This is a genomic window from Thalassospira sp., assembly GCF_002709775.1.
GTDB lineage: Bacteria > Pseudomonadota > Alphaproteobacteria > Rhodospirillales > Thalassospiraceae > Thalassospira.
The window spans coordinates 103,399-124,159 of sequence record NZ_PAQR01000034.1 but is presented as its reverse complement, the minus strand read 5'-3'; the positions used below and the strand labels follow the sequence as shown (position 1 = coordinate 124,159).

Below are 20,761 nucleotides of genomic sequence, written 5' to 3'. Positions count from 1 at the left end.
CGTGTTACGTTTCGCCAACGTCGCCCCAACCCGTTCAACATCACGATGTCGCTCCATGGTTTCCCTGTTTGAAAGTCAGGTCACGCGCCCTTTGGCCGACAGATTGCGCCCCGCCAAGCTCGATGAGGTTGTCGGGCAAAATCATCTGTTTGGCGATGATGGCCCGATCACCCGCATGATCAAGACCGGCCGGGTGCCCTCGGTCGTGCTGTGGGGGCCGCCGGGCTGTGGCAAGACGACACTGGCCCGTCTGATGGCCGATGTTGCCGACATGGCGTTTGAGCCACTTTCAGCGATCTTTTCCGGGGTAGCGGACCTTCGCAAGGTGTTTGAACGCGCCCGTGCCCGCCGTTCGACCGGCGGGGCGACGCTTTTGTTCATTGACGAGATCCACCGGTTTAACAAGGCACAGCAAGACAGCTTCCTGCCTTATGTCGAAGACGGTACCATCACCCTGATTGGGGCGACCACCGAAAACCCGTCCTTTGAACTGAATGCCGCACTCCTGTCGCGTTGTCAGGTACTGGTGCTCAAGCGTCTTGATGATCAGGGGCTTGAAGAACTTCTGGTGCGTGCGGAAAAGGAAATGGGCTTTGATCTGCCCGTCACGCCCGAGGCACGTGAAACCCTGCGCGCCATGGCCGATGGGGATGGGCGCTATTGCCTTAATCTGGCCGAGGAACTCTTTTCCCTGCCGCCCAGTGATGATGATGGTCCACTTGGTGTCGCGGAACTTGCCCGCACCGTGCAAAAGCGCATGCCGATCTATGACAAGGGCGATGACAGCCATTACAACCTGATCAGCGCGCTGCATAAATCCATTCGCGGTTCTGATCCGGATGCTGCCCTTTATTGGTTTAACCGCATGCTGGCCGGGGGCGAGGACCCGAAATTCGTCGCCCGCCGCTTGACCCGTATGGCGGTCGAGGATATCGGCCTTGCCGATCCGCAAGCCCAGCAATTCTGCATCGGCGCCTGGGAATCCTATGAACGCCTCGGCAGTCCCGAAGGCGAACTGGCCTTGGCACAGGCGGTGATTTATCTCGCACTTGCGCCAAAATCCAATGCCGGCTACGCGGCTTATAAAAAGTCGCTCAAGATCGCGCGCGATACCGGATCGCTGATGCCGCCCGCCCATATCCTCAATGCGCCGACCAAGCTGATGAAGGATATCGGCTATGGCACGGGCTACGCCTATGACCATGATCAGGAAGATGGTTTTTCCGGGCAGAACTACTTCCCCGAAGGCATGCGTCGTCAGAACTTCTATGAACCGGTCGAACGCGGGTTTGAGCGCGATCTTAAAAAACGCGTCGAATATTTCGACCGCCTGCGCGCGGAACGTCAGAAAAAACGCGGCGAGTAACCCTTTGGGCGTGCTGCATCTGGTAGATGTCTTTGTTTCGTCTCGCGCAACCGAAATTCAATTGGTTTTGATATAGGTCGTATATTGGAAACAATCTGATGAAAAGTTTCGGGATAAACAGATCGGTCGGGCAGGCGTAAGTTCAGGGCAACAAACAAACCCGGACTTGGAGACTACCCATGACCAACATTTTGCATGTCAGTGCATCTGTGAACGGTGAGAATTCGAACTCCCGTCAGATCGCATCGAAGCTGATTGACCGCATTGTTGCTGCTAACCCGTCGGCCAATGTTGTTGAACGTGATACCAATGACGCCGTCATCACAGCACTTACCGGCGAAACCGTCGGCGCCTATTACACCCCGGCCGAAGAACGCTCAAACGCTCAGAAGGACATCATTGCCGCTTCTGACAAGATGGTGGCTGAACTTCAGAACGCCGACATCGTTGTCATCGGCGCGCCGATGTACAACTTCTCCATCCCATCCACGCTTAAGGCCTGGGTTGATCTGATCGCCCGTGTCGGCGTGACCTTTAAATACACCGAAAACGGCCCGGTTGGCCTGCTTTCGGGCAAGAAGGCCTATATCGTGGCGGCCACTGGCGGCGTTCCGGTCAACAGCCCGGCCGACTTCGCGACCCCGTATCTGAAACAGGTGCTTGGTTTCGTTGGTATCAGTGACGTCGAAGTTGTCGAAGCCTCCGGCTTTGCGGTCAATGCCGAAGAAGCCATGGCCCGCGCACTGGCAAATGTCGAAGCAGCGCCGCTTCCGGTTGCTGCCTAAGACCTCGAAAGTTCCCTCAATACAATCCCGGTGATTGGCGAATTTCCGTACTTCCCCCCCCCTTGGTTCGCTGATTAACGGGTTTGTATCCCGAAATGCCCGACTGGTAATCCGGTCGGGCATTTTGATTCTGCCCTGTTTGGTCTATGGTGTCTCAGACACACTGGCAGACACCGCGTCTGACCGGTGCAGGCAAGGCAGGTGGTATCATTGAAACGGCTGGCGATGTTTGCAATCTGGGGACTGCTGGTACTGGCAGGGATATTTGTAACGGTCCGCTTTACTGGACTGATTGATCATATGCTGCCCGCCGGTGATCCGCCCAATGTCACCTTCGGACGGGATGCCGATCTTCCCAAGGCACGCAATTTCTTCCTCGCCTGTCCGGCGGACCGCTTGCCGCAAACTGATCGCGCCATGCAAAGCCCAAGCTTCAATGCATCGGTCGCGGCCCTCACCGAAGTGCTGATTGAAACAGCGCCCGATCACGGCATGGAATTGATGTCGGACGTTGCGGGCGGTGAAGCCGGTCGGCTTTATTTCCTTGCCCGCACGCTGGTGTTTCGCTTCCCCGACTGGGTCGAGATCGAGCTGATCCTGCCTGAAACGGGCACTGGTGCAGATGCTGGCAATAACGTGTCATTCTGTCTGTTCGCCAAATCCGTCTATGGTGTCGACGATGTCGGGCAAAACGAAAAACGCACGCGCGCCTGGCTGGCCGATGTCGTGAGCCGTATGGGCCAAGGATCATAAGCGGTCGTAAGCGGTCCTGGGTCGGCGCCAATAACATTGATCATCCGTGCCCCTTGGTGTTTGATGCCAATGGGTTATGCTTGGAGTATTCGGGCGGGCAGGGCCAATGACATCGCTCTTCGTTATTGCCATGGCCCCATGCCGTATTCACACGTGACATTTCAGGACTGAGGGAATAGGTTCCGCGCCATGCAATTTTCACCGTTGTTAATCGCATCCATTGCCTTGGGCGGTGCCATTGGTGCCGTTGCGCGTCACAGTGTGTCCGTCATGATGGGCTCGGTGATGGGCACTGGATTTCCCTGGGGAACGCTTACGGTCAATGTCGTCGGATCGTTCCTGATGGGGGTGCTGATCGAAGTTTCCGCCCTGAAACTCTCCATGGGCCTGGAAACGCGCGCACTCCTTGTGACCGGTTTTCTGGGGGCGTTTACGACTTTTTCGACGTTCTCGCTGGATGTTGCGACCTTGTATGAACGGGGCAATATGGGGCTGGCGGCCCTCTATGTTGGTATTTCCGTGGTGGTCGGCATTTCGGCATTGTTTGGCGCAATCGCGCTGGTAAGGGGTGTTCTGCAATGAGTGGTGTCACTCTGCGCAAGGTCAAGGCAGACGAAGCCGATATTCGGCTCGATCGCTGGTTCAAGCGCAACTGTCCCGAATTCACATTTGGTCAGGTCCAGAAATTCCTGCGTGGCGGTCAGATCCGTGTCGATGGCAAACGTGCCAAGGCCAATCAGCGTGTCGAACCGGGCCAGGAAATCCGCGTGCCACCCGCACCGGTCATGTCCGGTGGCGGCACCGGTCCTTGGGCTGAAGATGGTTCTGGCTATAACCCGGCCGAGGTTCAGCAACGCAAACAGGCAGGCCCCGCCAAGTCCGATGCGTCCGAGGCAGAGCTGCAAGCGCTTCGCGATTCCGTCATTTTCTATGACGAGCTGGTCCTTGCCATCAACAAGCCCGCCGGTCTTGCCGTGCAGGGCGGCACGAACACCAATGTCCATGTCGATGGCATGCTCGATGCGCTGAAACTTGATAGCAAGGAACGCCCGAAGCTGGTTCACCGTCTCGATAAGGACACCAGTGGTGTCTTGCTGCTGGCCCGTTCTGCCAGTGCCGCCCATGCCCTGACCAAGGCGTTCAAGGATAAATCGACCCGTAAGCTTTACTGGGCGATTGTCACCGGCGCACCGGCCGAACGCGAAGGCATGATTGACGCGCCGCTTGCCAAAATTGCCGGCAAGGGTGGGGAGAAAATGGTAATCGACGAGAAGCTTGGCAAATCGGCGCAGTCCGTCTTCCGTCAGCTCCATCGCGCCGGGCGCAAGGCCGCTTGGCTTGCCCTGTCACCACTGACCGGTCGTACCCACCAGCTGCGTGTTCATTGCGAGGCGATTGAATGCTCGATCCTCGGTGACGGCAAATATGGCGGGTCAAAGGCCTTTATCGATGGTCTTTCCAACCAGATGCATCTGCATGCACGTGCGATTGATTTCCCGCACCCGGTCACCGGCCAGCGTGTCGTGATCGAGGCTCCTGTGCCTGAACATTTCGCCGAAACGCTTAAGAAGCTCAATTTCGATCCCAAAACGCCGACGAAATTCCTGACCCCGGAAATTCACCGCGAAAAGGAAGAAAAGCCCAAGCCAAAGGCAAAGCCGTCGCGTTCGCGCAAGAAGTAAGCCGTATGGACCGCGCATCAAAAACCGAAAAGCCGACGCACTGCGTCGGCTTTTTCGTCCTCCTGATCAAACGGCGTTGAAACAGAACTGGGTTTATCGGTTGTCGAAACGCTTGATGAAGGTGTCATAGACCCGGTTCAGCTGTTCGGCGTGAACCTTGTTGCCCATGCGTTCACACATTTCGGCCTGGCCCTTGATCATCACGGCAAGCTGTTTGCGGCCGTGTTTTGTGTGCACCATGCACTCACCCTCCTCAAGGGCGGTGACGAGTGGAATATGCTCACATTCAGCAATAGCAAGCACTTCCTCCTCGGTGAGGTCGCTGAAGTCGATGCAGTCGCGAAGTGTAAGCATGGTCTGCCTCCTGTCGCAGAGAGCCTGTCATTAGCAGCCAGTGCTCTGTGGGCCAGAATTCAATTATAGCGCGCATGCGGACGCATAAAAAGTAATACAAAATTCACTTGTAGTTTCTTGCCCTTCCCGCAAAGCACAAAAATCGTCCTCCATTTCAACCGGGGGAGACTCGATCTTTGATCTGCTTTCGATTAGTCTCCGCTTTCCAAAATTGACGATGAAAGACCCCACATGACCAATGATCCGCTGAGACTTGTGATTTTTGACTGCGACGGCACGCTTGTTGATAGCCAGCACGCCATTGCACATTGCATGGATCATGCCTTCGCGCAGCACGGGCTCGACTGCCCGGGACTGGAAAACACGCGCACGATCATTGGTCTGAGCCTGCCCGAAGCGATCACCAAACTGGCAAGCCCGGCACGGGTCGACGATGACATCATTGAAGCCGTCACCGCGGCTTATAAAACCGCGTTCTTTACCCTGCGCCAGACGCCTGATTTCCATGAGCCGCTATTTCCGGGCGTGCGCGAGGTGCTGGCCGAACTTGACAGCCGCCAATGGCTCAGCGGTGTCGCGACCGGCAAGGCGCGCCGGGGGCTTGATGCGGTTCTGGCCCGTAACGAGCTCGAAGGCCGGTTTGTCACCCTTCAGACCTGCGATAATCATCCGTCAAAGCCCAATCCGGCGATGCTGGTCGCAGCCCTTGAGGAAACCGGTGTCGATGCGCCCAATGCGGTGATTGTTGGCGATACCAGCTATGATATCGAAATGGGCCGCGCAGCTGGCATGATCGCCATCGGGGTTGATTGGGGCTATCATGATGTCGATACGCTGCATAAATCCGGTGCGCATGCCGTCATCAGCCATTTTGATGAACTGGCGGCTGCCCTTGATGAAATTTGGGACATTAACCGTGACGCCGCTTAAGAACCCCGATCTTGCGCCGATCCGCTTTGAGCTGACCCTGGCCGTCGATCCCGATGACGCCTTTGAGGCCTTCACATCGGGCTTTGGCGACTGGTGGCCGACCGAGACCCATTCTATCTCGAAGAAAGACTGCAAAACGGTCGAATTCAACCCGGGTGTCGGCGGCGAAATCATCGAGCGCGCCAAGGGCAAGGATGATATCCCCTGGGGCCGTGTCAGAAGCTGGCAACCGGGCGAACATCTGTCCTTTACCTGGCATCCGGGCTGGAATGCGGGCGATTTCACCTTGGTCGAGGTATCGTTTGATCTGAACGACTTTGGCCGCTGTGTGATCCGCCTTGAGCACAAGGCATGGGAAAATGTCGGTGATATCGCACCGGCCCTGCGCGAAGGCTACCTCAAGGGCTGGGAATTTGCCTTTGGCGAATGCTTTGGCAATTACCTGCGCCAAAAACGCTAATCAGAACAGCCGATATTCGATCAGTTCACGCTGCAATTTGACCGGGTCGCGGAACCAGTGGGTGATAAAGCCCAGTTCGCGCGCTTGCTGAATATTGCGATCGCTGTCATCGATAAACAGGGTTTCGCGCGGATTAAGGTCAAACCGCGAAATCGCCAGATCAAAAATCCTGGGATCAGGCTTGGCGAGCTTTTCCTGCCCCGAGACCAGAATGCCTTCAAAGTGATCTAGAAAGCCAAAGCGCTCCAACGCATGCGGCCATGTTTCCGCCGACCAGTTGGTCAGGGCAAACAGGCGCACTTTTTCACGCTTTTTCAGATCTTCCAGAACGGCGACCGTGCGCTCAATCGCCCCGCCCAGCATTTCCGGCCAGCGTTCCTGCCATGCGGCTATCTGGTCGTTATAATGCGGATAGCGATGCTGAAGGTCGGGGATGGAATTGGCAAAGCTCAGCATCCCCTGATCATGCAGATGGTTCCAATGCGGATGGCAGACCTCAGCCAGAAACCGCTCCATCTCGGCTTGATCCTTGAAGATCTTGCGATACAGATAACGCGGGTTCCAATCAACAAGCACCCCGCCAAGATCAAACAGAACCGTTTCGATATCGCGCATGTTGTCTCCGTCTTCCTTGGTGGCGGGGTATCGGGCTTTATCCCGTGGCGCTCCCTTAAATCAGGTGGTCGCCCCGCGCGCAAGCAGCAGTTGCGTGACAGAATAATGCTATGATCCTTGTCACAACCGCCACCGTAAAGAGACCTGAACAAAGTGCAGGCGCGGGCGTTCGGTGTAAGATGGCGGTCCAGATGACGGTAATGTCATTTGCCAACACCACGTTTGCTCGCAAATGATGTTGATACGGGACAAACCCGAATTCAGGAATAAAGAGGAGGCTTGAACATGTGTACGCTAGATGGATGTGGTTCCCACGAACATCTCGGCCCGCCGCCCAAGGCGACCGACGAACAACGCAGACTGTTTCTAAAGGGCGCTGCTGCCCTGCCTTTGGCCGTTATTCTTGCCGACCCGATGCTGGCCCATGCTGCCGGTCACGGGCTTGATAAAGTAACCATCACCACGCCCGAAGGCGAGGAAATGGTTGCCGAAATTGCCATGCCGCACACGCTTCCGGCACCGACTGTCATTCTGATCCATGAATGGTGGGGCCTTAATGACCATATTCGTGCGGTTGCGGCTGAATATGCCAAGCAGGGCTATATCGCGCTTGCCGTTGATCTTTACGGTGAGCCGCCGGCAACCACCCCGGACGGGGCGCGTGCGCTGATGTCGTCGATGGATCCGGTAGTGGCAACCCGCAAACTGCAGTCCTCGGTCGAATTCCTTCGAAATCACAAGAATTCAACCGGCAAGGTCGGCTCGGTCGGCTGGTGCTTTGGTGGTGGCTGGTCGCTCAATACAGCACTTGCAACCGATGTCGATGCGGCTGTGATCTATTACGGCAACGTCAAAAAGACCCCGGAACAGGTTGCAACGCTGAATGCGCCGATCATGGGCCATTTCGGCACCCTTGATAAAAGCATCAACAAGGAAATGGTCGACGGGTTCGAACAATCGCTCCGCGTTGCTGGCAAAACCGATTACGAGTTCTTCTGGTATGAGGCCGATCACGCCTTCGCCAACCCGACCGGTGGCCGCTATGACAGCGAAGACGCCATGCTGTCCTGGGATCGCACCATGGCCTTCTTTAACGAACATCTCAGCTGATCATCGCCACGAACGAATAGTCTGACGAAAAAGGCCGGGGTTTTCCCCGGCCTTTTTATTTGTCTGATGATTGAGTTCGCGCCGCGGGTCAGTTGGTCTGGTTGCCGCGGTTGGCCCAGCGGGTCGAGCGGCGTTCGATCACGTTAAATATCTCATACATCGCAATCCCCATCACTGCGATCACCAGAAGACCGGCAAACACCAGCGGCATGTTGAATTTCGACGAGGCTGAGAGCATCAGATAACCAACACCGACATTCGATGCCACCGTTTCCGAAATCACCGAACCGACAAAGGCCAGCGTGATCGCAACCTTAAGCGATGCAAAGAAATACGGCATCGCACGCGGGAAGCCGACCTTGATCAGGATGTCACGGCGCGTCGCACCAAGGGATCGCAAAACATCGCGCAGTTCCGGCTCAAGCGTTGCAAGACCGGTGGCAACGTTGACCACAATCGGGAAGAACGAAATCAGGAAGGCGGTGATGATGGCCGGTACCGTGCCGATGCCAAACCACATGACGAGAACCGGGACAAGGGCCACTTTTGGGACCGAATTAAAACCAACCAGAAGCGGGTTGGCCGCGTCATAGATCGCCCGGCTTGATCCGACCAGCGCACCCAGCACCACACCAAACACCACGGCAATGGCAAAGCCCGCCAGCGTCGTATAAAGCGTGTGATAGGCATGCATCCAGATCGCTTCATGGAACTGCCAGCCGACAATGATGCTTTCAGACGGGGTCGGCAGGACATAGGGCGGAATGTTGAAAATCCGCACAATCAGTTCCCAGAGGACGAAAAGCCCGATGGCGCTAAGCCATGGTGTTGCTTTGGTAAGGTTCAATTTCTTTTTCATGACTTTTCCCGCCCTTCCTTATGATTCTCGCACGTCACGAATGTGACCGCGCAATTCGTGGACAAGATCGGTGAAAGGCTGGGTAAAGGTGGTTTCCTGATCCCGCGGACGGGGCAGGGTGTTTTCACGCTCCACAAGGATCTTACCCGGGCGTTTGGACATCACATAGATGGTGTCGGCAAGATAGGCCGCCTCACGCAAATCATGGGTGACCAGAATGACGGTAAAGGGCTTGATCATCCAAAGGTTCTGCAAGATGTCCCAAAGCTCTTCACGGGTGAAGGCATCAAGGGCGCCGAACGGCTCGTCAAGCATCAGAAGATCCGGCTCATGGATCAGTGACCGGCACAAAGATGCGCGCTGCTGCATGCCACCGGAAAGCTCCCAGGGGTATTTGTTTTCATGGCCTTCAAGGCCGACAGTCGCCAGAAGCTTGCGCGCGCGTTCTTCGTATTCCGCGCGATGCTTGCGCAGGCGGTGACGGTGCGGTTTGACGATTTCCATCGGCAGCAGGACGTTATCAAGGGTCGTGCGCCACGGCAGAAGGGTCGGGTTCTGGAACGCCATACCGACAATCTTGAGCGGGCCGGAGACTTCCTTGCCATCAACAATGACATTGCCTTCCGATGGTGGCATCAGGCCGGAAACCAGTTTCAGCAAGGATGACTTGCCGCAACCCGACGGACCTACAACGGCGATAAATTCACCCTTGTCGATCTTCATGTTGGTGGTTTCAAGCGCCAGTTCATCGCCTTCGCTATAGCGAAGTTTGACGTCGTTGAGTTCGACGAAGCTTTTGGACACTGCAGTTATTCCCCCTGCTTGGCCTGGGTCCTGACCCTTGGTCGCGACCCTGTCTCTTTATTCTTTAATAGATAGCAGATGAAAAAACGGGGCAGCCAGAAAATCTGACTGCCCCGTCTTGGATGGTGATTACTTCAGCATGCGGTCTTCAGCAGCCGGCATGAAAGCATCGGTATAGATGTCATCAACAGACGGTTTGTTTTCAAAACCGAATGCCAGGGCAACCTGATCGATGGCTTTTGCCATACGGTCGGCTTTGACAAGGCCCATGCCTTCTTCAAGGGTTGCCGGGGTGACGACGTTCTCATCGATCGCCATCTGCAGACGCTGCTGCTCAAGATCCGGGTTGATCAGCGGATCAACTTCCTTAAGCGCTTCGATTGCCGATGCCGGATCGGCGATGGCTGCGGCCCAACCTTTGACCACGCCGCGCAGGAAGCCTTTAAGTTCTTCCGGATGGTTTTCCATCATGTCCGGCGATGCCAGAAGACCGTTGCCATAGAAGTCCATGCCAAAGTCCTTGTACATGAACACGGTCAGGTCATCCTTGGCTACACCCTGTGCCTGCAGGTTCAGGATCGAAGTGAAGTAGTGACCGGAAATCGCGTCAACATCGCCACGCACCAGCATCGGCTCACGCAGCGGCGGGTCCATGCTTTCCCAGGTCACAGCATCCAGATCAAGGCCGGTGGCCGATGCGAATGCCGGATAAAGTTTGCGCGACGCATCAAACACCGGTGCGCCAAGGGTCTTGCCAACAAGGTCTTCCGGCTTGGTGATGCCGGAGCTTTTGAGCATGAACAGCGCGAACGGCGGGCGGTCATAAACCATGAAGATCGACTTCATGGCGCGATCCGGGTTGGATGCGTTGAATTCCACCAGCGAGTTGATGTCGGCAAGCGATACGTCATAAGCACCGCTGGCAACGCGGGTGATCGCACCAACGGAACCGTTGCCCGAGTCAATCGTGACATCAAGGCCTTCATCTTCGAAATAGCCGTTCTTCTTGGCCAGAAGATACGGTGCTGCCGGACCTTCGAATTTCCAGTCGAGCGAGAATTTGATCGCCATGTCTGCCAGTGCGGCATGCGCGCCCAGAGCAACTGCTGCACCAATAGCAGCCCCCAAAAGTCGGTTCGTAAGCGTGGTCATGTCTAAAGAAGCCTCCTGATTGCGGATTGATGTAACAATCCAGCCACCTGATAAAATCCAATGCGCATATAGCAATGGTCATGCCATCTCTGTAATGCGCCCGCTTTGTCGCGGTTTTGTAACCTTCACGCAGCAGAGTAGAGTTGTTTATTATTTGGTCAATGGGGCAATTTGATCAAAAATTATACAGAAATTCTTGATAATCGCTCATTTGACACGCTTTATCTGTCAAATTATGTGGCAAAGCCCTTGCGCAAATCGCTGCTTTTGGGCATATGGCGGTCATGCTTACACAATCAATCAACCGTTTCTATAAAAAGGCCGATGCCGCTTTCGATGACAGCGGGGCGGGCTGGCGCGTGCTTCTGGATGGCCGTGCGGTAAAAACCCCGGCCAAGGCCGATTTCCTGCTGCCGTCCGAAGTGCTGGCGCGCGAAATCGCGGCAGAGTGGGACGCACAGGGCGAAAAGGTCCAGCCATCCACCATGCCGATCATGCAGCTGGCGGCGACCGCAATTGACCGGGTGCGCCCGAACCGCGATGCGGTGATTGCGGAGCTGACCGGTTATGGCCGGTCTGACCTGTTGTGCTACCGCGCGTCTTTTCCCGAAGAGCTGATCGAACGCCAGGCCAAGGCATGGCAGCCGCTATTGGACTGGTCAAAAAATGATCTCGGTGTGGCGCTGAGTGTCACCGAAGGTGTGATGCCGATCACTCAGGATGACCATGCGCTGATCCGGTTGCAGGATCATGTCGAAGGTTTTGATGACTATTACCTGACAGCCCTGCATAGCCTGACCACGGTGTCGGGCTCCGTGATTATTGGTCTGGCCGTCATGAAAAAACAGATCGATGCCAAAGCGGCGTTTGAGGCGGCCCAGCTTGACGAAGAATACGCCATGGAAAAGTGGGGCGAGGATGCCGAGGCCATCACCCGTCGTGATCGCCACCGGGCGGAGCTTCTTGCCGCAGGTCGGTATCTCGAACTGCTCGGCTGATTCGCTTTTCGCAGCCAAAATTACGATCCCATACAAAGGAGCAGGTAACTGCTCCTTTTTTTATGGTCGTTTTGCATGCGTTTTTGGCATGGCTGCATGTTCGACTATCGAAGGGTTTGTCACAGTTGCATTCTGTTTCAATATCTTAGCTAGGTCGCGACTGGATCGGCGCAATGTTGAGGCTCTCAGCTTTGTAAAATCTGCTTTTCATCAATTTGCAATAGGTATAAACAGAAGCCTATACTTTGGTATTGGATTTGTAAATTGGTCAGTCACGCTCTGACTCTGCGCCGAACTTTTGAAAAACCGGAATGTGCATATCGCATTTCGGGTAAGCAACCGGGGCGGGAAATCAGTTGGCGCTGTTGACCCGTTTCGCACAGGAGACGCCTTTACGGCGACAGGATGAATTTGGCGGTAAACTTAAACAAACAGGCAGGAATGAACGAAGCACCGCAGGCGGGGCCCGTATCGATTCTGTATGAGTTTTCCAGCAAGTCGCCATCGCGTAACTTTGTCGGGTGGGGCATACTTGGCCTGTTGGGCTATGATTTGTCCGCAGGTGAGTTTGATCCGGCACAAGGCTGGACACCGCTCCTTCATCCCGAAGACGTCGAAAAGCTCGATTTCGCCGATGCGGATGCCACTCCGGAAGGCACTAAACGGCGGAATGTGCTGCGCCTGCGTCACAAGGATGGTCACTGGGTGCTGGTCGAAGATTGCTCGGTCGTCCGGGTAACGCCGTCCGGGGATGTTTTCACGTCTGGCTGTATGACAGCACGCGACGGTGCCCGAACACTGGCATCAGGCAATGGTATTAGCGATGTTCTTGCGGCGAGTGACAATCTGCACAAACGACTATTGGATTCTCTGGCCGAAGGTGTCGTGGTTCACGACGCCACCGGTGCAGTTGTCGAATTCAATGATACCGCGCTTGAGATTCTTGGCCTGACCGCAGAGGAACTGAGTGGCAAGGCACCAACGGATGATGCCTGGGGTTTTGTCAATGAAGATGGCGTTCCCCTGTCGCTCGACGAGCTGCCGGGCAAGACGGTGCGCGAAACCGGTAAACGCGAATATGGTGTCGTTCTGGGTGTCAACCGCGCGCATGGCGATTTCCGCTGGATCCGGGTGAATGCAGAACCCCTTCATGCAGCAGGGACCGGAACGCTTGATGGCGTCATTGTTTCTTTTGCCGACATCAATGATGTCAAGCAGGCAGAAGTCGCCTTCCGCGAGCGCGAATTGCTGTATCGTCAGATGTTTAGCAACACCACGGCGATCAACATCTTGGTCGATCCGAAAGATGGCCGCATTGTTGATGCCAGCCACGCGGCAGAAGAACTTTATGGCTTCGGAGATGGTGGACTTGTTGGACGCACGATCCCTGATCTTGATGTTGAGGGTGCCCCATCACTTCGCAAGCATGTTGCCGAAGTACTGGAAAATGGCTCCTTTTCATTCCATGTCCGCCACCGTTTGGGGAATGGTGAGGAACGCAAAATGCTGGTTCATGCCGGTGTCATCGAACTGCATGAACGCAAATACATTCACACCACCAATGTCGATATTACCGAGCGCGAAAACTACGAACGCATGCTCACCGATGCCAACCGTAAACTGGGCGAAGAACGCCAGCGTCTGAACGAGATTATCTGGGGCACCAATGCCGGAACCTGGGAATGGAACATTCAGACCGGCGAAACCCGCTTTAACGAGCGCTGGGCGGACATTATCGGTTACACCCTCGAAGAGCTTGCGCCCATCAGCATCGAAACCTGGATGGCCCATTGCCATCCCGAGGATTTCGAGAGATCCGGCGCACTTTTGCAAAGCACCTTCAATGGCGAAACCGACCACTACGAGTGCGAATGCCGCATGCGCCACAAGGATGGCAGCTGGGTCTGGGTGCTTGATCGTGGCAAGGTCGTGGAATGGGACGAAGACGGCAACCCGCTTCGCATGTCGGGCACGCACGCCGATATTACCCCGTCCAAAACGGTTGAGGCGGAAATTCGCAGGCTCGCCCAGACCGATCATCTGACCGGTCTTTCCAACCGCCATCAGTTCACGTCGATGCTCTCGCAGATCATCCATATCAACAAGCGCTTCGAAAAAAACATCGTGCTCTTGCTGCTTGATCTGGATCGCTTCAAGGCGGTCAACGATAGCTATGGCCATCCGGTCGGTGACAAGCTTCTGATCGAAGTCGCCGAAATCATCAAGCGCAACTGCCGCGAGGCAGATGTTGTCGCCCGTCTTGGTGGCGATGAATTTGCCGTTGTCCTGCCGCTGATGGAAGATGTCCGTGATGCCGCCCTTCCAGCACAGCGGATTATCGAGGAAGTCTCGCGCCCGCGGATCATTGATGGCAACGAAGTCCATGTCGGCATCAGTATCGGTATCTCGACCTGTGGTGATCGGACTGGCGACCCTGACTCGATCTATCGGGATGCGGACAAGGCGCTGTATCGCGCCAAGAATTGCGGGCGTAACCGCTATTGCTTCTATGTCGAAGGCGATTGCAACGAATGCAATTCCATTGACCGTGAGCTGTGTGGCCGCAACACCCTGCATTCCCCAACCAAGTCCGTCGCGGAGTAGGGCGGGCTCACTCGTTCGCCGCTTCGACTACTGCATCCAGCGCGCAATCATCTTGTGCTGCACCGCTGCCTGTGCCGCGACCCGGTAATAGGACAGCAGTTCGCGCATTGGCGAAGACATCCGGTCAAATCCCGAAATAAACGCCACAATGATACCGACCGATGTCTGGCCCTGGATCACCAGATAACCACCGACAAACAGCACACAAAGCGGTGCGAAGGCATTAAGCAGATTGATCAATGCCTTCATGCCGAATTTCAAAACGAATAGCTGCATGCGGTTGTCAAACAGCCCGGTAATCCCGCGATTGATCGGGCCGAGTTGCGCGTCATCAGACTCATCAGGTGAAAGGTCGGCCAGCTCGTCGCTGACCTCGCGCATTTTCTCAACCCGCGCCTCAATCAGCGCATTGATGCGTTTCTGGATCACAGGCACAAGGGCCACCTGCGGGATCAGGGCGATTACGCCAATCAGGCCAATCATCGGCTCGACACTGATCATGTAACCCAGGCCAAAGATCAGCATGCCGCTATTGACCACCGGCTGTGACAGGCCGTCGCCGACAAACCCGCCAAGTTTTTCGATCTCGGATCCGATGATCGAAACCGCGCGCCCGTTGCTTTCATCATCGCTGCCCGCCTGATTATGCGCGCGCAATCGCGTCAGGTGCTTGCGGTTATACTGGATCGCGCTTTCACTAAGCCAGCCCTCGTAAATCCGAAGCACAAACTTGATGCCGCCATGTACGACAATCAGGCCGAGATACAGCGCGGCCAGCGTGATCAGAAGGTCATAATCCTGCGGTGTAATCGCGTTATCAACAATCCGGCGCTGCAACTCGATCGGCGCAATGCCAAGGGCCGCAACAATCACTGCCATACCGCACACCACCATCTGATGCCAGCCACTCATCCGCCAGACATACCCCAAAAGGGAACTTGCAGGGCGGTCATCGCCGGTTTTTTCCGGATTGCGGGGGCTGAATTTCAACATGGGCTCAAACGCTTAAGGGGAACGACAGGTGTTTTGTGTACGCGATCTGGCAGTCCCGGATCAGGGGCCGGGGCAAGGTGCGCCATTATTTCAACGTTTGATGTGCCGAAATGATCCCGCGTGGGGCTGGTCGGGCATGCAACTCTAGACTTTAGTCCAGCCCATTCACATATATCGCGATGACGTTAGGGAAATCAGGTGTTTACGGGCTATTCTCGACCTCTGTCAGAACAGCAAAAATAATTGGCATTCCAGTACCGAATAATGCTATTTCATTCTCGAGACGCGCACATTGGCCCGAAATGTGCCCAATGGCCGATCACAGCAAGGAAGACGCAACATGCAGGATATTGTCGCCAAACTCGAAGCGAAGCGCGCCGAAGCTGCCATGGGCGGTGGCCAGCGCCGCATTGATAATCAGCACAAGAAAGGCAAGCTCACCGCGCGTGAACGCCTTGATGTGTTGCTCGATGAAGGCTCCTTCGAAGAATGGGACATGTTTGTCGAACATGATTGTGTGGATTTCGGCATGACCGAAAACCGCATTCCCGGCGACGGTGTCGTCACCGGCCACGGCACGATCAATGGCCGTTTGGTCTTTGTCTTCTCACAGGATTTCACCGTGTTCGGTGGCGCGCTATCGGGTGCTCATGCGCGCAAGATCGCCAAGATCATGGATCAGGCGATGAAGGTCGGCGCACCGGTGATCGGCCTTAATGACTCGGGCGGGGCGCGTATTCAGGAAGGTGTCGAAAGTCTTGCCGGCTATGCTGACGTCTTTCAGCGCAATGTCGAAGCATCCGGTGTCATCCCGCAGATTTCGCTCATCATGGGCCCCTGTGCCGGTGGTGCGGTTTATAGCCCGGCCATGACCGACTTCATCTTCATGGTCAAGGACAGCTCCTACATGTTCGTCACGGGCCCGGACGTGGTCAAAACCGTGACCCACGAAGAAGTCACCCACGAACAGCTGGGCGGGGCATCGACCCACACCAGTGTGTCGGGTGTTGCTGATCTGGCCTTCGACAATGATGTCGATCTTTTGCTTCAGACGCGGCGCTTCATGGACTTCCTGCCGCTGTGTAACAAGGAAGAGCCGCCTGCACGTCTCTGCGAAGATCCGATCAAGCGTGATGACTTCTCGCTCGATACCCTGGTGCCAGAAAACCCCAACATGCCCTATGACATGAAGGAACTGATCACCAAGGTTGTCGATGAAGGCGACTTCTTTGAAATTCAGTCCGACTACGCCAAGAACATCATAGTCGGCATGGCACGTATGGATGGCCGCACCGTCGGTGTTGTCGCCAACCAGCCGATGGTTCTGGCCGGCTGCCTTGATATCGACAGCTCCAAAAAGGCCGCGCGCTTCGTGCGTTTCTGCGATGCCTACAACATTCCGATTGTCACCTTTGTCGATGTTCCGGGCTTCATGCCGGGCACGGCACAGGAATATGGCGGCATCATCAAGCACGGTGCCAAACTGCTCTACGCCTATGCCGAGGCCACCGTGCCCAAGGTCACCGTCATTACCCGCAAGGCCTATGGCGGCGCGTATGACGTGATGGCGTCCAAGCATCTGCGCGGTGACGTCAACTATGCCTGGCCGACCGCCGAGATCGCGGTCATGGGGCCAAAAGGGGCGGTGGAAATCATCTTCCGTGCGGATATGGATAATCCCGAAAAGATCGAAGCCCGCACCGAAGAATACCGCGAAAAATTCGCCAACCCGTTTGTCGCGGGCCGCAAGGGGTTCATTGATGATGTCATCATGCCGCATGGCACACGCCGTCGCCTCTGCAAGGCGCTCGGCATGCTGCGCAATAAGGACATCAAGAACCCTGAAAAGAAACACGGCAACATTCCGCTGTAAGACAAATTGGGAGACAGAAAAATGTTTAGCAAAATCCTGATTGCCAACCGCGGTGAAATCGCCTGCCGTGTGATCAAATCAGCCAAGAAAATGGGCATCAAAACCGTTGCGGTTTATTCCGATGCCGACAAGGCAGCCCTGCATGTTCAGATGGCCGACGAAGCCGTCCGGATCGGTCCGGCGCCAAGCAATCAGTCCTATCTGATCATTGAAAACATCATCGAGGCCTGCAAATCCACCGGGGCCGAGGCCGTTCATCCGGGCTACGGCTTCCTGTCTGAAAATCAGGCCTTCGCCAAGGCCCTTGATGCGGCAAACATCGCCTTCATCGGCCCGCCGAATGGTGCAATTGCTGCCATGGGCGACAAGATCACCTCAAAAAAGATCGCGGCTGATGCTGGCGTGTCGACCGTGCCGGGCTATATGGGGGTCATCAAGGACACCGAAGAGGCCATCAAGATCGCCAACGACATCGGCTATCCGGTGATGCTCAAGGCCTCTGCTGGCGGTGGCGGCAAGGGCATGCGCATTGCGCGCAACGATGCCGAATGCCGCGAAGGCTTCGAACGCGCAACGTCCGAGGCCGCAAGCTCCTTTGGTGATGACCGTGTCTTTGTCGAAAAATTCGTCGAAGAACCGCGCCACATTGAAATTCAGGTGCTGGCAGATAAACACGGCAATGCGATCTATCTTGGCGAACGTGAATGCTCCATTCAGCGCCGCCATCAGAAGGTCGTCGAAGAAGCCCCGTCACCCTTTATCGATCCGGCAACGCGTAAGGCCATGGGCGAACAGGCCGTGGCACTGGCCAAGGCGGTGGATTACTGCTCGGCCGGTACGGTGGAATTCATCGTCGATAAGGACAAGAATTTCTACTTCCTTGAAATGAACACCCGTCTTCAGGTCGAACATCCGGTGACCGAACTCGTCACCGGTCAGGACCTTGTCGAATGGATGATCAAGATCGCCGATGGTGAAAAACTGACGCTGAAGCAAGATGACGTCAAACTCACCGGCTGGGCCATGGAAACCCGCGTCTATGCCGAGGATCCCTTCCGCGAATTCCTGCCCTCCACCGGCCGCTTGGTGCGCTATCAGCCGCCAGCGGAATCGGATACCGTGCGTGTCGATACCGGCGTCTATGAAGGCGGCGAGATCTCGATGTTCTATGACCCGATGGTCGCCAAGCTCATCACCTATGGTGAAAACCGTGATCAGGCGATTGCCGAAATGCGACAGGCGCTCGATGGCTATTACATTCGCGGCATCTCGCACAATATCCCGTTCCTGGCCGCTGTTATGGCCAACAAGCGCTTCCAGGATGGCAACATCACCACAAACTTCATCGCCGAAGAATATCCTGATGGTTTCTCGGCCGATGATCTGCCCAATGATGATCCCGCAACCCTGATCGTGGTTGCGGCCTATATCAATCAGCGTGTGGCCGAACGCAATGCCGGCATTACCGGCCAGGTCAGCGATCATCCGCTGGACGTCGCCGAAAGCTGGGTGGCGGTTTGCGGTGACGAGCACACACCATTTGATATCGAGTTTGATGGTGTTAACGGTGATTACATCGGCGCCATCGGCGACCGCAGCTATGGCGTGGTGTCGGATTGGAAAATCGGCGATCCGATGTTTGTCGGTGAAATCGACGGTGCCCCGGTCTGTGTTCAGATCGACATCGAAGGGGTGGGGTATAAACTCGCCGCTAACGGCGTTCAGCGCAGCTTCAAGGTCATGCTGCCACGCGTGGCAGAACTGCAGAAACTGATGCCGTTCAAGGCCCCGCCAGACATGTCGAACTTCCTGCTGTCCCCGATGCCGGGCCTGCTGGTCAAGGTCTCGGTCGAAGAAGGCCAGACCGTCCAGCCGGGCGAGGAACTTTGCATCCTTGAAGCCATGAAGATGGAAAACGTCCTTAAATGCGAAAGCAAGGGCGTGGTCAAAAAGATCCACGCCGAGCAGGGCGCAAACCTCTCGGTCGATGCCATCATCATCGAGTTCGAAAAAGACGAATAAGTCACCCGATCCCTCTGGGGTGATGCTTGATAAAGGCGCTGTCCGTACTTTCGGACGGCGCCTTTTCTTTAACCTGTTCAAACACTTGTGTTTTCAAGGGCTTTCGGAACAGTTTCGTGCATATTAAATACAGATAACGGGGCTTTACGGCGCGTTTGCACTGCCATATGGTCGTGAATTGAGGCCGTAATACCCTGTGAACATCAAGGTTGACTGTCAACGCATTGAACGTGCCTGCGGCCATCCAATAACAAGAAACGAGGCGTAAGAATGTACAAGCTGATTGCTTTTGATGGCGACGATACCCTGTGGCATAACGAGCCGCTTTTCCGCCAGGCCCATGTCGAACTGCGCGAAATGCTGAGCCACTATGTGGCTGCCGACGAAGTCGATGATCGTCTGTATCAGGCCGAACTCGAAAACCTTTCCATTTACGGCTACGGCGTGACGGGCTTTACCCTCTCAATGATTGAAACCGCGATTGAACTTTCCAATCGCAAGATCAGTGCCGAGGACATCCACCGGCTGGCCGAAATCGGCAAATCGATGCTGCGTGCGCCGACCCGGATCATTGACGGGGCGGAGGCTGCCCTGACGCGCTATGCCAAGGATCCGAATTACAAGGTGGTTCTGATCACCAAGGGTGATCTGATCGCCCAGCAGCTCAAGATCGACCGATCCGGGTTTGAAGACCTGTTTGACGGCATCGAAATCGTCTCGGAAAAGGATCCGCTGACCTATCGCAACATCTTTGGCCGCTATGGGGTTGAGCCCGAAGATGCGGTCATGATCGGCAACTCGATGAAATCCGATATCCTGCCGGTCCTTGCGTGCGGCGGGGCTGCGATCCACATTCCCTATGAAATCACCTGGGTGCATGAAATGGTCGATCAGACCGAGATCGACAATGAAAAGGTCATTACGGCCGAAAGCATTGCCGATGTGCCCGGGATCATCGAGAAACTTGAAAAACAAAGAACAGCTGGGAGTATGGAACATGTCTGATTGCGCCGGTTCTGAAATGTCCACCGAGGCCGTCTTGGCCAATGGTCCGGCAGCCGATCTTGATCCGCAAACCAAACTGGAACTCGAAGCCGCTGCCTTTCGCGGGCTGGTCACACACCTGCAAAACCGCAAAGATGTTCAGAACATCGATCTGATGAACCTAGCCGGTTTCTGTCGCAACTGCCTTGCCAAATGGTATCTGGCCGCAGCCCGCGAAAAGGGTGTTTCCATGGATTATGATGGTGCACGCGAAGTCGTCTATGGCATGACCTATGACGCCTGGAAGGACAATTATCAGGCGCCAGCATCCGAGGAACAGAAACAGAAGTTCCAGGACACAGCCCATCTGCATGCCAAGATCCCCGGCGCGAAATAACCGCCCAACCACGCAAGCGA

The 20,761-nt window shown here is 55.6% G+C and carries 20 protein-coding genes; 14 read left to right on the top strand and 6 right to left on the bottom strand.

All coding sequences use genetic code 11. From position 1 onward, the window contains the following. Nucleotides 1–55: 55 nt before the first annotated feature. The 5 genes from CMO10_RS13120 (at nt 56) to CMO10_RS13100 (ending at nt 4,586) form a co-directional block, all read left to right on the top strand. Nucleotides 56–1,366 (top strand): replication-associated recombination protein A, encoded by a 1,311-nt coding sequence (locus CMO10_RS13120; protein ID WP_297022905.1) that lies wholly within the window; start codon nt 56–58, stop codon nt 1,364–1,366. Between the two features lie 179 nt (nt 1,367–1,545). Next, nucleotides 1,546–2,151, top strand: coding sequence for an FMN-dependent NADH-azoreductase (locus CMO10_RS13115; protein ID WP_297022903.1), 606 nt, complete (start codon nt 1,546–1,548; stop codon nt 2,149–2,151). Nucleotides 2,152–2,376: 225 nt separating this feature from the next. Next, nucleotides 2,377–2,904, top strand: a complete 528-nt coding sequence (locus CMO10_RS13110) for a DUF1499 domain-containing protein (RefSeq protein ID WP_297022901.1) — start codon at nt 2,377–2,379, stop codon at nt 2,902–2,904. Between the two features lie 189 nt (nt 2,905–3,093). Beyond that, the gene (crcB, locus tag CMO10_RS13105; protein WP_297022900.1) at nt 3,094–3,486 is read left to right on the top strand and encodes a fluoride efflux transporter CrcB; all 393 of its coding nucleotides are present in this window, start codon (nt 3,094–3,096) and stop codon (nt 3,484–3,486) included. Next, the gene (locus CMO10_RS13100; RefSeq protein WP_297022897.1) at nt 3,483–4,586 is read left to right on the top strand and encodes an RluA family pseudouridine synthase; all 1,104 of its coding nucleotides are present in this window, start codon (nt 3,483–3,485) and stop codon (nt 4,584–4,586) included. The genes crcB and CMO10_RS13100 overlap by 4 nt, the downstream gene beginning before the upstream one ends. Before the next feature lie 93 nt (nt 4,587–4,679). Here the strand turns inward: CMO10_RS13100 and CMO10_RS13095 are convergent, their stop codons facing one another. Then, a complete protein-coding gene (locus CMO10_RS13095) occupies nt 4,680–4,940 on the bottom strand; it encodes a hypothetical protein (RefSeq protein ID WP_044828441.1) in 261 nt (86 codons plus the stop codon). 231 nt (nt 4,941–5,171) lie between these two features. On the opposite strand from CMO10_RS13095, the gene CMO10_RS13090 reads away from it, so the two are divergent. Together CMO10_RS13090 and CMO10_RS13085 are read left to right on the top strand one after the other, a co-directional pair. After that, entirely contained in the window at nt 5,172–5,870 is a 699-nt protein-coding gene (locus tag CMO10_RS13090; protein ID WP_297022893.1) for an HAD-IA family hydrolase, read from the top strand. Beyond that, nucleotides 5,857–6,330, top strand: a complete 474-nt coding sequence (locus CMO10_RS13085) for an SRPBCC domain-containing protein (RefSeq protein ID WP_297022890.1) — start codon at nt 5,857–5,859, stop codon at nt 6,328–6,330. Before CMO10_RS13090 ends, CMO10_RS13085 begins: the two co-directional genes overlap by 14 nt. Here CMO10_RS13085 and CMO10_RS13080 read toward each other — a convergent pair whose 3' ends face one another. Next, nucleotides 6,331–6,945, bottom strand: a complete 615-nt coding sequence (locus CMO10_RS13080) for an HAD family hydrolase (RefSeq protein WP_297022888.1) — start codon at nt 6,943–6,945, stop codon at nt 6,331–6,333. A 285-nt stretch (nt 6,946–7,230) separates the two neighbouring features. Here CMO10_RS13080 and CMO10_RS13075 point away from each other — a divergent pair, with 285 nt between their 5' ends. Further along, on the top strand, nt 7,231–8,055 hold the full coding sequence (locus tag CMO10_RS13075) for a dienelactone hydrolase family protein (RefSeq protein WP_297022885.1): 825 nt from the start codon (nt 7,231–7,233) through the stop codon (nt 8,053–8,055). Nucleotides 8,056–8,143: 88 nt separating this feature from the next. Here the strand turns inward: CMO10_RS13075 and CMO10_RS13070 are convergent, their stop codons facing one another. The 3 genes from CMO10_RS13070 to CMO10_RS13060 all read right to left on the bottom strand — a co-directional run bounded on the left by CMO10_RS13070 (nt 8,144) and on the right by CMO10_RS13060 (nt 10,870). Beyond that, entirely contained in the window at nt 8,144–8,914 is a 771-nt protein-coding gene (locus CMO10_RS13070) for an ABC transporter permease (protein WP_044828444.1), read from the bottom strand. 18 nt (nt 8,915–8,932) lie between these two features. Beyond that, complete coding sequence (locus CMO10_RS13065) at nt 8,933–9,718, bottom strand: ABC transporter ATP-binding protein (RefSeq protein ID WP_044828445.1); 786 nt, start codon at nt 9,716–9,718, stop codon at nt 8,933–8,935. A 129-nt stretch (nt 9,719–9,847) separates the two neighbouring features. After that, entirely contained in the window at nt 9,848–10,870 is a 1,023-nt protein-coding gene (locus CMO10_RS13060) for an ABC transporter substrate-binding protein (protein WP_297022881.1), read from the bottom strand. A gap of 284 nt (nt 10,871–11,154) precedes the next feature. On the opposite strand from CMO10_RS13060, the gene CMO10_RS13055 reads away from it, so the two are divergent. After that, nucleotides 11,155–11,868, top strand: coding sequence for an ATP12 family chaperone protein (locus CMO10_RS13055; RefSeq protein WP_297022877.1), 714 nt, complete (start codon nt 11,155–11,157; stop codon nt 11,866–11,868). Between the two features lie 441 nt (nt 11,869–12,309). Further along, entirely contained in the window at nt 12,310–14,472 is a 2,163-nt protein-coding gene (locus tag CMO10_RS13050) for a diguanylate cyclase domain-containing protein (protein ID WP_297022875.1), read from the top strand. A gap of 27 nt (nt 14,473–14,499) precedes the next feature. On the opposite strand, the gene CMO10_RS13045 is transcribed toward CMO10_RS13050, so the two are convergent. Then, complete coding sequence (locus tag CMO10_RS13045; protein WP_297022873.1) at nt 14,500–15,465, bottom strand: ABC transporter ATP-binding protein; 966 nt, start codon at nt 15,463–15,465, stop codon at nt 14,500–14,502. Between the two features lie 340 nt (nt 15,466–15,805). Here CMO10_RS13045 and CMO10_RS13040 point away from each other — a divergent pair, with 340 nt between their 5' ends. The 4 genes from CMO10_RS13040 (at nt 15,806) to CMO10_RS13025 (ending at nt 20,741) form a co-directional block, all read left to right on the top strand. After that, nucleotides 15,806–17,338 carry an acyl-CoA carboxylase subunit beta gene (locus CMO10_RS13040; protein ID WP_044828448.1) on the top strand — a complete coding sequence of 511 codons (1,533 nt, stop codon included), beginning with the start codon at nt 15,806–15,808 and terminating at the stop codon, nt 17,336–17,338. Between the two features lie 21 nt (nt 17,339–17,359). Continuing rightward, nucleotides 17,360–19,360 carry an acetyl-CoA carboxylase biotin carboxylase subunit gene (gene accC / locus CMO10_RS13035; protein ID WP_297022869.1) on the top strand — a complete coding sequence of 667 codons (2,001 nt, stop codon included), beginning with the start codon at nt 17,360–17,362 and terminating at the stop codon, nt 19,358–19,360. Nucleotides 19,361–19,630: 270 nt separating this feature from the next. Next, nucleotides 19,631–20,365 (top strand): HAD family hydrolase, encoded by a 735-nt coding sequence (locus CMO10_RS13030; RefSeq protein WP_297022866.1) that lies wholly within the window; start codon nt 19,631–19,633, stop codon nt 20,363–20,365. Then, the gene (locus CMO10_RS13025; protein ID WP_200892666.1) at nt 20,358–20,741 is read left to right on the top strand and encodes a DUF1244 domain-containing protein; all 384 of its coding nucleotides are present in this window, start codon (nt 20,358–20,360) and stop codon (nt 20,739–20,741) included. The genes CMO10_RS13030 and CMO10_RS13025 overlap by 8 nt, the downstream gene beginning before the upstream one ends. Nucleotides 20,742–20,761: the final 20 nt, after the last annotated feature.